The 13,057-nt window shown below is 71.1% G+C and carries 11 protein-coding genes; 6 read left to right on the top strand and 5 right to left on the bottom strand.

Annotated elements, in window-relative coordinates; genetic code table 11:
• Positions 1–188: 188 nt before the first annotated feature.
• From secF to ASG63_RS22420, 3 genes are read left to right on the top strand one after another with little or no spacing between them, the layout of a single operon-like run.
• Positions 189–1,136 carry a protein translocase subunit SecF gene (gene secF, locus ASG63_RS22410; protein ID WP_056222072.1) on the top strand — a complete coding sequence of 316 codons (948 nt, stop codon included), beginning with the start codon at positions 189–191 and terminating at the stop codon, positions 1,134–1,136.
• Positions 1,137–1,144: 8 nt separating this feature from the next.
• Positions 1,145–1,534, top strand: coding sequence for an Mth938-like domain-containing protein (locus tag ASG63_RS22415; protein WP_056222075.1), 390 nt, complete (start codon positions 1,145–1,147; stop codon positions 1,532–1,534).
• Between the two features lie 13 nt (positions 1,535–1,547).
• Positions 1,548–2,429: a phytoene/squalene synthase family protein gene (locus ASG63_RS22420; RefSeq protein ID WP_056222077.1), complete on the top strand. Its 882-nt coding sequence runs from the start codon at positions 1,548–1,550 to the stop codon at positions 2,427–2,429.
• 114 nt (positions 2,430–2,543) lie between these two features.
• On the opposite strand, the gene ASG63_RS22425 is transcribed toward ASG63_RS22420, so the two are convergent.
• Positions 2,544–3,467 (bottom strand): manganese catalase family protein, encoded by a 924-nt coding sequence (locus tag ASG63_RS22425; RefSeq protein ID WP_056222081.1) that lies wholly within the window; start codon positions 3,465–3,467, stop codon positions 2,544–2,546.
• 267 nt (positions 3,468–3,734) lie between these two features.
• On the opposite strand from ASG63_RS22425, the gene ASG63_RS22430 reads away from it, so the two are divergent.
• Entirely contained in the window at positions 3,735–5,453 is a 1,719-nt protein-coding gene (locus ASG63_RS22430; protein WP_056222231.1) for an L-lactate permease, read from the top strand.
• Between the two features lie 142 nt (positions 5,454–5,595).
• On the top strand, positions 5,596–6,126 hold the full coding sequence (locus tag ASG63_RS22435) for a GNAT family N-acetyltransferase (RefSeq protein ID WP_056222234.1): 531 nt from the start codon (positions 5,596–5,598) through the stop codon (positions 6,124–6,126).
• Here ASG63_RS22435 and ASG63_RS22440 read toward each other — a convergent pair.
• The 4 genes from ASG63_RS22440 to ASG63_RS22455 all read right to left on the bottom strand — a co-directional run bounded on the left by ASG63_RS22440 (position 6,107) and on the right by ASG63_RS22455 (position 11,537).
• Complete coding sequence (locus ASG63_RS22440) at positions 6,107–7,432, bottom strand: MFS transporter (protein WP_056222084.1); 1,326 nt, start codon at positions 7,430–7,432, stop codon at positions 6,107–6,109. The genes ASG63_RS22435 and ASG63_RS22440 overlap by 20 nt on opposite strands.
• 137 nt (positions 7,433–7,569) lie before the next feature.
• Positions 7,570–9,000, bottom strand: coding sequence for a methylenetetrahydrofolate--tRNA-(uracil(54)-C(5))-methyltransferase (FADH(2)-oxidizing) TrmFO (gene trmFO, locus ASG63_RS22445; RefSeq protein WP_056222087.1), 1,431 nt, complete (start codon positions 8,998–9,000; stop codon positions 7,570–7,572).
• 65 nt (positions 9,001–9,065) lie between these two features.
• A complete protein-coding gene (locus ASG63_RS22450; protein ID WP_056222089.1) occupies positions 9,066–10,040 on the bottom strand; it encodes a S1C family serine protease in 975 nt (324 codons plus the stop codon).
• A 93-nt stretch (positions 10,041–10,133) separates the two neighbouring features.
• The gene (locus ASG63_RS22455; RefSeq protein WP_056222093.1) at positions 10,134–11,537 is read right to left on the bottom strand and encodes an FAD-binding oxidoreductase; all 1,404 of its coding nucleotides are present in this window, start codon (positions 11,535–11,537) and stop codon (positions 10,134–10,136) included.
• Between the two features lie 269 nt (positions 11,538–11,806).
• Between ASG63_RS22455 and serA the strand changes: the two genes are divergently transcribed.
• Positions 11,807–13,054, top strand: coding sequence for a phosphoglycerate dehydrogenase (gene serA, locus ASG63_RS22460; RefSeq protein WP_056222096.1), 1,248 nt, complete (start codon positions 11,807–11,809; stop codon positions 13,052–13,054).
• The last annotated feature ends 3 nt before the right edge of the window (positions 13,055–13,057 follow it).

Here is a 13,057-nt window from a genome sequence, read left to right on the forward strand (position 1 = left end):
GCCGTTCGCCCGTTCACCGTTTGCAAGAGGAGGTCGATCCGATTTTCGCGTGATCCGCTCGGTCGCCACGCCACCACGTCATTCCGGGGCGCCGCAGGCGAGCCCGGAATGACGGGGAGCCCGGAGGAGACGAGCGCGGCCACGCAGAAGCCCGATCGACCGCATCGCCGAAAGACCCGAGACCGATCATGCGCCTGCTCCGCCTCTGGCCCGACGAGTCGCACGTCGACTTCATGCGCTTCCGGCGCATCACCTTCCCGCTCTCGGCGTTCCTGTCGGTGGCGACGGTGGTGCTGTTCCTCACCGTCGGCCTGAACTTCGGCATCGACTTCAAGGGCGGCACCCTGGTGGAGCTGCAGGCGAAGTCGAAGTCGGCCGATGTCGGGGCCGTCCGCCACACCGCCAACGGCTTCGGCTTCGGCGAGACGGAGGTGCAGGAGCTGGGCGGCGAGGGCACCGTCCTGGTGCGCTTCCCCCTGCAGCCGGGCGAGCAGGGCCAGACCGCCGTGATGCAGAAGGCGCACGCCGCCTTCGACGCCGAGTACGAATTCCGCCGCACCGAGACCGTGGGACCGCGCGTCTCGGGCGAGCTCGTGCAGTCCGGCACCATCGGCGTCGTGCTCTCAGTGCTCGCCGTGCTGTTCTACCTCTGGTTCCGCTTCGAGCGGGAGCTGGCGCTCGGCGCCATCGTGGGCACGCTGCACGACATCGTGCTGACGCTGGGCGTCTTCGTCATCAGCCGCATCGAGTTCAACATGACCTCGATCGCCGCGATCCTGACCATCGTGGGCTACTCGCTCAACGAGACCGTGGTGGTGTTCGACCGGACCCGCGAGCTGATGCGGCGCTACAAGACCATCCCCACGGTGGAGCTCCTCAACCTCTCCATCAACTCGACGATGTCGCGCACGGTGATGACCGCGACCTCGGCCTTCCTGTCGCTGCTCGCCCTGGTGCTGTTCGGCGGCGAGGCGATCAAGGGCTTCGCCATCGTGATGCTGGCCGGCGTCGTGATCTGCACCTACTCGGCGATCTTCGTCTCGACGCCGGTGCTGATCTATCTCGGCCTGATGCTCTCGGGCGTGAAGGCGCAGGGGCGCCCGGCCGGCGGGCGCGTGCCCCAGGCGGCGGAGTAGGGGCGGGCATGGCGTCCCTCGGCAGCCTGCACGACGGCTTCGTTCCCGGGCGCCACCTCATCGACGCCTACGGCAACGGCGGCTTCCGCTTCGCCGAGATGTCGCATCGCGGCTCGATCCTGGTCACGCCGTCGGGCATCCGGGCCTGGGACGTGGGCGCGCCCCGCGCCATCGACCGGAACAGCCTGCGCCCGATCCTCGCCGAGGCCGGGGCGGTGGACCTCCTCCTCATCGGAACCGGGCTCGAGATCGCGCCTTTTCCTGATGCGCTCCGGCGCTGGCTCAAGGAGGGCGGCATCGGCCTCGACGTGATGCAGACGGGGGCGGCGGCGCGCACCTACAACATCCTCATGGCGGAGAACCGCAAGGTCGCCGCCGCCCTGATCGCGGTCGCATGATGAATTGCGGGACATGACGGATTCGGACACCCGGACCAGCCCGGCCGAGGGCAACCTCACCTTCGCCTTCCAGCATTGCGAGGCCCTGGTCCGGGAGGGCGATCCCGACCGCTACTTCGCCACCCTCTTCGCGCCCGCGAGCGCCCGTCCCCACCTCTTCGCCCTCATCGCCTTCAGCCTCACCGTCGCGCGGGTCCGCGAGGCCGCCTCCAACCCGATGGCCGGCGAGATCCGCCTGCAATGGTGGCGCGACGCCCTCCAGGGCGAGGCTCGCGGCGACGTGAAGGCCAACCCCGTGGCCGCCGCCCTCGACGACGCCATCGTCCGGCGCAAGCTGGGGCGCCAGCCCTTCGTCGATCTGATCGACGCCCGGGTCTTCGACCTCTACGAGGACCCGATGCCCCGGGTGAACGACCTCGAGGGCTATTGCGGCGAGACCGTCTCGGCCCTGATCCGCCTCGGCGCCCTCGTCCTCTGCGACGGGGTCGAGCCCGGCGGGGCGGCGGCCGCCGGCCATGCCGGCGTCGCCTACGGGGTCACCGGCCTCCTGCGCGCGCTGCCCTGGCACGCCCGGGCCGGCCAGGTCTACCTGCCCGCCGACATCCTCAAGACCTACGGGGTCACCCGCGAGGACATCATCACCGGGCGCGGCGGCCCCGGGCTCCTGCGGGCCACCGCCGATCTCCGGGCGCTGGCCCGCCGCCACCTCAAGGCCTACGCGGCGGCCCGCGCCACCATCGCGCCGGCGGCCCGCCCCGCCTTCTTAGCCGTCGCCCTGGTGGAGCCCTACCTCGCCGTCATGGAGCGGCCGGGCTACGACCCCCTCAACACCGTTGTCGAGATCCCGCGCTGGCGCCGCCTCTGGACCCTCTGGCGGGCCTCCCGCCGGGCCTGAGGGCGGGCCGGTCGCCCATGAAAAAGGGCGGCCCCCGAAGGAGCCGCCCGTCAGCCGTCGCGAAAGGGGCGGCCCCGAACGAGCCGCCCCGTCATCCGTCGCGAAAAATCCGCCTCAGCGGGCCTTCTTCGTCAGCTTCTCGGCGATCTCGAACATCTCCTGGGGCGCGTAGTCCGGGGTGAAGGCCGAGGGCACGCCGGTGAGCTGGTGGATCTTGCCGCCGTCGGGCATCCCCTCGACGACGCTGAGCTCGCCCGGCGGGTCGCCCGGGAGCGCCACCTCGCCGTTGCCCCAGATGCCGGCCATCTCGGTGTAGTCGCCCGGGCTGAAGGTGTAGAGCCGGCGGTGCGAGCCCTCCTGCAGGTACTTCTGGCACTCGGGGATCTTGTCGAGGTTGATGTTCGGCGTCGGCAGGAACTTCTCGATCTCGACGCCGGTGATCTTCTTCAGCGCCAGGGCGTAGGCGTGGGCGTGGACCGAGCCGCGCACCAGCAGGTAGCCGCAGACCTCGCGGCCCGTCGGGTCCGTCAGGGTCTCGTAGACGCGCAGCTTGTGCAGGCGGGCGCCGCACTCGAGGTGGAAGTTGTGCAGCAGGTCCACCACGACGTTGCCCGTGGTGGTGATGAAGTCGTTGTTCCAGGACGCGCCGTTGCTGTTGACCGGCGTGACGCCGCCGCCGTTCGACAGGAAGGCGGCCGCGAGGCGGATGTCCTTCATGTCCTCGAACGGGGCCTTCGAGATGTCGCCGCCGTCCTTCTCGTCGCCGTCGTTGTCGGGGCCGTTGTTCAGCATCGCCACGCCGTTGCTGACGAGCTCCACGTGACCGAGTTCCTCGGCCGTGATCGCGGCGACGAGGCTATAGAACGGGCGCAGCTTCGACTTGCTTCGAAAATTGAAGCTCTGGAACATGTAGTTTCCCAGGGTCGACATCTCGCCGTACTTGCCGCCGAGCAGTTCCTGCAGGGCCGCAGCGGCGTTGGGATCCTTCCGCTTGGGGGCTGGAAGCTCGGCCTGTAGCTTGTCGACGCGCATAAACATGGATTAAATCTCCGCTTCCCGTCGTTCGGGGTCTCGACAGGGAAGTGGTCGCCGGACGCGCATGTTCCGCTGGCCCGGCCAGGAATGCGGTGGCCGCGGCGTCGCGGACCGGGGCGGGTGCGCCGGCGGCGCGGACGGATCTTCGTGCAACACCCTCTGAATACATGATTAACCGCGTTGAGCCGGCCGAACGGCTCTGCTAGCAACGGGAACAAGGCCCGGCATGAGATCGGGTTGCCCTGGAGGAGGACGGCCCCCGTGAACACAGTGACCACCTGGAATCAGGTCTACGACCCATTCGGGAACGCCTGGCTCTCGACGCTTGCGGCCTCGCTGCCCGTCATCGCCCTGCTCGGCATGATCGCGAGCGGCAAGGTCCAGGCCCATATCGCGGCCGTGCTCTCCCTCGTGCTCGCCTTCTGCGTCGCCGTCTTCCTGTTCGGCATGCCGGGCGACCTCGCCCTGCGCGCCTCCGGCTACGGCGTCGCCCTCGGCCTGTTCCCCATCGGCTGGATCATCCTGAACGTCATCTTCCTCTACCGCCTGACGGTGGAGAAGGGCTGGTTCGCCACCCTCCAGCAATCGGTGGCGGGCATCACCACGGACCGGCGCCTCCAGCTCCTCCTCGTGGCCTTCGCCTTCGGCGCCTTCTTCGAGGGGGCGGGCGGCTTCGGCACCCCGGTGGCGGTGACGGGCGCGATCCTGATCGGCCTCGGCTTCTCGCCGCTGGCCGCCTCCGGCCTCTCGCTCATCGCCAACACGGCGCCCGTGGCCTACGGGGCGCTCGGCGCGCCCATCCAGGGCCTCGCCTCGGTGACGGGCTACGATCCCTACATCCTCGGCGCCATGATCGGCCGGCAGCTGCCGTTCTTCTCGATCATCGTGCCGTTCTGGCTGATCTGGGTGTTCGCGGGCTTCCGCGGCATGATCAAGATCTGGCCCCCGATCCTGGTCTGCGGCGGCTCCTTCGCGGCGGCCCAGTTCCTGATCTCGAACTACGTGAACCCCTGGATCGTCGACATCGGCGCCTCCCTGATCTCGATGGCCGCCCTGGTGGCCTTCCTCAAGGTCTGGCAGCCCAAGGAGGTCTGGACCTCCCCGGCGCTTCGCGGCAACGACCCGTCGATCGGCTACGTCAACGGCGGCCGTCCGGTCTCCCTGGGCGCCGCCGTCCCGGGCGACCTGCCCAAGGTGGATCTCGGCGGCCGCACCGCGACCTCCCGCGAGATCGCGATGGCCTGGGTTCCGTGGATCATCCTCTCGGTGATCGTGGCGATCTGGGGCACCGGCTGGTTCAAGAGCCTCGTCAACCCGATCTTCACCTGGAAGTACGAGGTCCCGGGCCTGCACAACGTCATCATGAAGGTGCCGCCGGTGGTGGCCAAGGCCCATCCGGAAGCCGCCGTCTTCGCCTTCACCTACATGTCCTACACCGGCACCGGCGTGCTGTTCGCGGCGATCATCTCCGGCCTGATCATGCGCTTCTCGCCCTGGCGCCTGGTGACGGCCTACATCGAGACGATCTGGGTCTTGCGCTACTCGCTCATCACCATCGCGGCGATGCTGGCTTTGGGCGTGCTCACCCGCTACGCCGGCGTCGACGCCACCCTGGGCCTCGCCTTCGCCGGCACCGGCATCCTCTACCCGTTCTTCGGCACGCTGCTGGGCTGGCTCGGCGTCGCGCTCACGGGGTCGGACACGGCCTCCAACGTGCTCTTCGGCGGCCTGCAGAAGATCACCTCGGAGCAGCTCGGCCTGTCGGGCATCCTCATGGCCTCTGCGAACTCGTCGGGCGGCGTGATGGGCAAGATGATCGACGCCCAGTCGATCGTCGTCGCCTCCACCGCCACCGGCTATTTCGGCCAGGAGGGCAAGATCCTGCGCTTCGTGTTCTGGCACTCGATCGTGCTGGCCTGCCTGGTCGGCGGCCTCGTGATGCTGCAGGCCTACGTGCACCCGTTCAGCGCGATGGTGATCCACCCGTAGGGGCGATCCGCTCGACACCCTGACGACAGGGCCCGCCCCGGAGACGATCCGGGGCGGGTTTTTTCGTGACCGCGCACGGCCCGGGGGCCGGCCGCCCGCGATGCCGCTTGTGTCCCGGGCCGCGCGGGGGCAAGTCCTGGGGATGTTCTTCCGCAAGCTCGCCGCGCGCTACAGCCTCGCGAACCTCAAGCCGGTGGAGACCGCGCGGCTGCGCCTCGCGCCGCTGGTGCCGTCCGACGCCGAGGCCCTGCGCGCCCTGACCGACGACCCGGCCATCACCGGGGCGGTCGACTTCCTGCCCGCCCCCTTCACCCTGAAGGACGCGCGCCAGCTCATCGGCCCGGCCAAGGTGACGAAGGACTGCTTCCTCGGCGCATGGCTGCGGACGGACGGGGCGCTCGCGGCGGTGATCGGCCTGCACCTGCGCGGCGACCACGCCGCCGAGGTCGGCTACTGGGTCGGCGGCGCGGCCCGGGGGCAGGGGCTCGGCACCGAGGCGGTCACCGCCGCGGTGGGCCTGCTGCAGGAGCGCTTCCCCCACCGCTTCATCATCGCCCAGTGCCGCCCCGAGAACGCGGCCTCGGTCGGCCTCCTGCGCAAGGTCGGCTTTCGCGACACCGGCGATCCGGGCCAGCTGCCCGGACGCCGGATCTTCACGGTCGCGTCGGCGTGACCGGGGCCGGGATTCCGGTCGCCGGCAGGTCCGACGCCCGCCGGCGGTAGACGACGACCGTGGCCAGGAGACCGCAGGCGCCCCCCAGGGCGAGCCACAGGCCGGGGGCCGCCTTGTTGCCCGTCTCCGCGATGAGCCAGGTGGCGACCAGCGGCGTCATCCCGCCGAACAGGGCGGTCGCCAGGGAATAGGCCAGGGAGAACCCGGCCGTGCGCACCTCCGGCGGCACGATCTCGGTGAGCGCCACCACCATGGCGCCGTTGTAGCCGCCATAGAGGAAGGACAGCCACAGCAGCACCCCCAGCATGGTCTCGAAGCTCGGATGCGCCACGAGCCAGGCCAGGGCCGGATAGGCGGTGACCAGGGTCAGGCCCGAGAACAGCAGCAGGATCGGGCGCCGGCCGATCCGGTCGGAGAGCGCGCCCATCACGGGGAGCCAGGCCAGGTTCGACACCGCGACGCAGAAGGTGACGATCAGGCTGTCGGTGTCGGAGAGCCGGAGGACGGTCTTGCCGAAGGTCGGGGTGTAGACCGTGATCGCGTAGAACGCGATCGTGGTCATCGCCACCATCAGCATCCCGAGCCCGACGATCCGCCAGTTCCGCCCCAGGGTGCGCAGCACCGCGCCCACCGGCGGGTGGACCTTGCGGGCCTGGAAGGCCGGGGTCTCCTGCAGCGAGCGCCGGATGTAGAACAGGAACGGCACCAGGAGGCAGCCGATCAGGAAGGGGATGCGCCAGCCCCAGGCGCCCATCTCGGCCGGCATCAGCAGGCGGTTGAGGGCGTAGCCGATGGCCGCCGCCGCCATGATCGCCACCTGCTGGCTGCCCGATTGCCAGGCGACGTAGAAGCCCTGGCGGCCGGGGGGCGCGAGTTCGGCGAGGTAGACCGAGACGCCGCCGAGCTCGACCCCGGCGGAGAAGCCCTGGAGCAGGCGGCCGACCAGCACCAGGATCGGCGCCACGAGGCCGATGCTGGCGTAGTCGGGGACCAGGGCGATCAGGATCGTGCCGGCGGCCATGATGGCCAGGGTGACGATGAGCCCCTTCCGGCGGCCGACCCGGTCGACATAGGCCCCAAGCAGCACGGCCCCCAGGGGCCGCATGAGGAAGCCGGCCCCGAAGGTCATGAAGGTCAGCATCAGCGCGGCGACGTCGCTCTCGCTCGGGAAGAACGCCTTGGCGATGTAGGCGGCGTAGAACCCGAAGGCGAAGAAGTCGAACATCTCCAGGAAGTTGCCGCTCGTCACCCGCAGGACGGCGGCGGCCCGGGAGCCGGCTTGGTCGTGATCCGCATGGCCCGCCATCGCAGTTCCTCGCCTGATACGTTCGGCCCTGGGCCGTTCATCCCAGGGTGACCGCATTTTTTCGCCGCCGCTAGGGCGGGGGAGGGGCGGAGCGGTTTCAATGCGGGCGCCGTGTTCGGGGCGCCGCGGCGGGCTCCCTACTCGGCCGCGATCTGCGCCGGTCCGTGGCCGAGCCAGGCCGCGAGGTCGGCCCGGGCCCGGTCGGTCATCGCCTTCTTCTTGGCCACCGCCTTCTCCGGCCCCTTCAGGCGCTTGCCCCCCTCGCCCTTCGGGGCGTGGTCGAGGGGCGGGAACAGGCCGAAATTCACGTTCATCGGCTGGAACGAGCGCGGGGCGCCGGCCTCCTCGGCCGCGATGTGGCCGCCGGTGATGTGGCCGATCAGGGCACCCAGCGCCGTGGTGGCGGGGAGGGGCGCGAGGGCCTCCCCGCGGACCTCGGCCACCGCGAAGCGGCCGGCCATCAGGCCGATGGCGGCGCTCTCCACGTAGCCCTCGCAGCCGGTGATCTGGCCGGCGAAGCGCAGGGACGGCCGCGCCTTCAGGCGCAGGGTCGCGTCGAGGAGGCGGGGGCTGTCGAGATAGGTGTTGCGGTGGAGGCCGCCCAGCCGCGCGAACTCAGCGTTCTCCAGGCCGGGAATCGTGCGGAACACCCGGACCTGCTCGGAATAGGTCAGCTTCGTCTGGAACCCGACCATGTTGTAGAGGGTGCCCAGCGCGTTGTCCTGGCGCAGCTGGACGATGGCGCAGGCCTTCACGGTGGGGTCGTGCGGGTTGGTGAGGCCCACCGGCTTCATCGGGCCGTGGCGCAGGGTCTCGGGGCCGCGCTCGGCCATGACCTCGATCGGCAGGCAGCCGTCGAAATAGGGGGTCGAGGCCTCCCACTCCTTGAAGCCGATCTTGTCGCCGGCAACGAGCGCCTGGATGAACCGGTCGTACTGGTCGCGATCCATGGGGCAGTTGATGTAGTCGGCGCCCGTGCCGCCGGGCCCGACCTTGTCGTAGCGCGACTGGAACCAGGCCTTGCCCATGTCGATGGAGTCACGGTGCACGATCGGCGCGATCGCGTCGAAGAAGGCCAGCGACTCGGCCCCGGTCAATTCGCGGATCCCCTGCGCCAGGGACGGGGCGGTGAGGGGGCCCGTGGCGATGATGGTGCGGCCCCAGGCCTCGGGGGGCAGGCCCTCGACCTCCTCGCGCACGATGCGGATGCGCGGATGGCCCTCGATCGCCGCGGTGACGGCCCGGGCGAAGCCCTCGCGGTCGACGGCGAGCGCCCCGCCGGCGGGAACCTGGTGCGCGTCGGCCGCGCGCAGGATCAGCGAGCCAAGGGTGCGCATCTCCTGGTGCAGGAGGCCGACGGCGTTGCCGTTGGCGTCGTCCGAGCGGAACGAGTTCGAGCAGACGAGTTCGGCGAAGTCGCCCCCGTGATGGGCCTCGGTGCCGCGCACCGGGCGCATCTCGTGGAGCACCACGTCGTGGCCGCTCTCGGCGATCTGCCAGGCGGCTTCCGACCCCGCGAGGCCGCCGCCGACGATGTGGATGGGCAAGGATTCCGCGTGGTCCGTCATCGGCACGGGATAGACCCGCCCGGGACTTGGATCAATGCGGGGCTTGGATCAATGCGGGGCTCGGCTCAATGCAGCTGCGGCGAGACCAGGAAGCGCTCCCGGTCCGAGGAGGTCACCGAGAGCTTGAGGGGCTTGCCGTCGCGCTGGATCGTCAGGGGCACCCGCACCCCGGCCTCGCCCAGGGCCCAGACCTGGCGGAAGAAGCCCGCGAGGTCTGCCACCGGCTCGCCCGCCACCGCCACGATGACGTCGCCCGGGCGCAGGTCCGCCGCCTCGGCGGGACCGTCGTCGGCGAGCCCCATCACCACCACGGAATCCTCGCCGTCGCTGGCATAGAGCCCGAGCCAGGGGCGGACCGGCCGGTCGACGCGCCCGCGGGTGGTGAGGTCGTCGAGGATCGGCGGCAGCAGGTCGATCGGCACGATCATGTTGATGGTCTTCGGCCCGGCCGTGCCGCCCTGCTGCAGCTGCAGGGAGCCGATGCCGAGGAGCGCCCCGTCCGGTCCGATCAGCGCCGCCCCGCCCCAGTGCGGATGCGAGGGCGCGGTGAACAGGGCCTCGTCGAGGACGTATTCCCAGTAGCCGGCGAATTCCTGGCGGGCGACGATCTCCACGGCGAGGCTGCGCGCGCGTCCGCCGACCCCGGCCATCACGGCCCGGTCGCCGATCTTGACGGGCGCGGAGCGCCCGAGCTTCAGCGGCTTGATCCGCAGGTCGCCCAGCGCCTGGACGAGGCCGAAGCCGGTGACCGCGTCGAAGCCGACCACGTGGCCGGGCACGGAGCGCCCGTCATGGGTGGTGAGCCAGACGGAATCCGCCTCGGTCACGAGGTACCCGATGGTGAGGACGAGGCCGTCCTCGCCGATGACGACGCCGTTGCCGGCCCGCTCGGTGCCCAGCGTCTCGGCGGTGAAGGCCTCCGGCGGTACCCGCGTGGAGAGCGCCACGACGGCGGTGAGCGCCTGCTCGAGGTCGTAGCCGTAATCGGCGGCCTTGGGCTGGGCGGATGCGGGGATCTTCCAGTCTCCGGGCGAGGCCATGGGCGCGTCTTTCCTGCCGTCGTGTCGTGTCGATGAGACCGGAGATAGGTCGCCGGCTCGGATTCCGACAGTCTGGAGCGACCCTGCGACCGCTCAAGGCCCGGCGCGCAGCACCTTGCCGGGATTGAGCAGGCCCTGGGGATCGAGAGCGCCCTTGATCCGGCGGGCCAGCGCCATCTCCTCCGGCCGCCGGTGGTGGACGAGGGCGTCGACCCGGTACTGGCCGATGCCGTGCTCGGCCGAGATGCTGCCGCCGAACCGCGCCACCGCGTCGTGGACGATGCGGTTGATGGCGTCCGATCCGTGCCCGGGGCCGATCAGGACGTTGTAGTGGATGTTGCCGTCGCCCATGTGGCCGAAGATGTTCGGCCGGGTGCCCGGCGCGCCCGCGGCCAGGGCCTCGCCCGCCGCCGCCAGGAAGTCCGGGATCGCCGGGATCGGCACCGAGACGTCGTGCTTCACGCTCTTGCCGGCCCGGGCCTCGGCCTCGGTGATGTGCTCGCGCAGGGCCCAGAGGGCGGCCGCCTGCGGGCCGGATTCGGCGAGCACGCCGTCGGTGGCGTCGCCCCGCTCCAGGGCCTCGCCCAGCAGCGTCTCGACGGCCTCGCGCAGGCCGGGCAGGCTCGATCCCGCCTCCATCAGCACGGTCCAGTCGGCAGCGGCGATGGGACTCGCCAGGCCCGCATGCTGGGCCACCAGGGCGAGGGATTCCCCCGCGATCAGCTCGAAGGCCTGGATGGTGTCGCCCAGCGCATCCTGGGCCGCCCGGAGGAGGCGCAGGGCCGCCGCCGGATCGGGCACCGCCAGGAGCGCCGTGGCGGTGTGGCGCGGGCGCGGCACCAGGCGCAGGATGGCGGCGGTGACGATGCCCAGGGTGCCCTCGCTGCCGATGAAGAGCTGCTTCCAGTCGTAGCCCGCATTGTCCTTGCGCAGGGCGCGCAGGCCGTCGACCACGGTCCCGTCGGCGAGCACCACCTCGAGGCCGAGGACGAGGTTGCGGGTCATGCCGTAGCGCAGGACGTTGAGGCCGCCCGCATTGGTGGCGATGACGCCGCCCAGCATGGCCGAACCCTCCGCCGCCAGGCTGACGGGGAGGAGGCGCCCTTCCGCCGCCGCCGCCTCCTGCGCCACCTTGAGGATGCAGCCGGCCTCCCCCTCCAGGGTCAGCCCGAGGGGGTCGACCCGGCGGATCGCGTTCATGCGGGCGAGCGACAGCACCACCTGGCCGCCGGAGGCGTCCGGGGTTGCGCCCCCCGCAAGGCCGGTATGTCCCCCCTGGGGCACCACCGCGACGCCGGCGGCGTGACAGGCCGCCATCACGGCGGCGACCTGCGCCGTGGTGCCTGGGCGCGCCACCGCCGCCGGCCGGCCCGGGAACAGGCGGCGCCAGTCGACGGCGTAGGGCGCGCAATCCTCCTCGCCCGTCAGCAGGCCGCCCCGGCCGAGGCTGGCCTCCAGGCGGCCGAGGAGGTCGGCCTGTGCGCGCGTCTGGCTCATCGGAAGGCTCCTCGTGCTGGCGGTCCGGCCCGGGCCGGACAGCCCGGGAAACGGGTCGTCCCGGCATTCCGGCGCCGGCCCGCCGGGTCAAGGGGGCGGCCTGACAATCGCCGCCGATGCTCAAGGCCGGCCCTTGACCGGACCCGTGAACTGGCTTCTCACACGGCCCATTCGGGCGCCGGCGTCACGGTCCCGGCCGCGTCGCGCGGCCTTCGGGGCCGGCGCCCCATCCGCCCGCCACGGGCGCGAGATCCGAGAAGAACACGACCATGGCCGAACGACTCTCCTTCCCGAAGGACAAGATCCGCGTCCTGCTGCTCGAAGGCATCAACGACAGCGCCGCCGAGCTGTTCGCCGCCGCCGGCTACACCAACGTCGTCCGGGTGGCCAAGGCCCTGGACCGGGAGGCCCTGCACGAGGCCCTGAAGGGCACGCACATCCTCGGCATCCGCTCGCGCACCCAGCTCGACGCGGCGGCCCTGGCCCACGGCGAGCGCCTCCTGGCGGTGGGCTGCTTCTCGGTGGGCACCAACCAGGTCGACCTCGAGGCCGCCCGCCACCGGGGCATCCCGGTCTTCAACGCGCCCTACTCGAACACCCGCTCGGTGGCCGAGCTCGTCATCGGCGAGATCGTGATGCTGCTGCGCCGGATCGTGCCGCGCTCGGTGGGCGCCCATGCGGGCGAATGGGACAAGTCGGCCACCGGCTCGCAGGAGGTGCGGGGCAAGACGCTGGGCATCGTCGGCTACGGCAATATCGGCTCGCAGCTCTCGACGCTGGCGGAAGGCATGGGCATGCGGGTGGTGTTCCACGACCAGACCGACAAGCTGCGCCACGGCAACACCGAGCCCACCGACAGCCTGGAGACCCTGCTGGCCCAGAGCGACGTGGTCTCCCTGCACGTGCCGGAGACGCCCGAGACCCACAACATGATCGGCGAGGCCGAGATCCGGGCGATGAAGCCCGGCGCCTTCCTGATCAACAACGCCCGCGGCACCGTGGTCGACCTCGACGCCCTGGCCCGCGCCCTGCGCGACGGCCACCTGCGGGGGGCCGCCGTCGACGTGTTCCCGGTGGAGCCCGGCTCCAACCAGGAGCGCTTCGTCAGCCCGCTCCAGGGCCTGCCCAACGTGATCCTGACGCCGCATATCGGCGGCTCGACGGAGGAGGCGCAGGAGCGCATCGGCTCCGAGGTGGCGCGCAAGCTCGTCGATTACTCCGACATCGGCTCGACCGTCGGCACCGTGAACTTCCCGCAGGTGCAGCTGCCCGCCCGTCCCACCGGCACCCGCCTGATCCACGTCCAGCGCAACATCCCGGGCATGCTGGGGCGCCTCAACGACACCTTCGCCCGGCGCGGGGTGAACATCGCGGCGCAGTTCTACCAGACCGACGGCGAGGTCGGTTACGTGGTGGTGGAGACCGACGTCACCGATGCCGACGCCGAGAGCCTGCTGGAGGAGATCCGGGCGCTGGACGGCACCATCCGGGCCCGCCTGCTCTACGAGCGCCGCTGAGGC

The organism is Methylobacterium sp. Leaf94 (assembly GCF_001426045.1).
GTDB lineage: Bacteria > Pseudomonadota > Alphaproteobacteria > Rhizobiales > Beijerinckiaceae > Methylobacterium.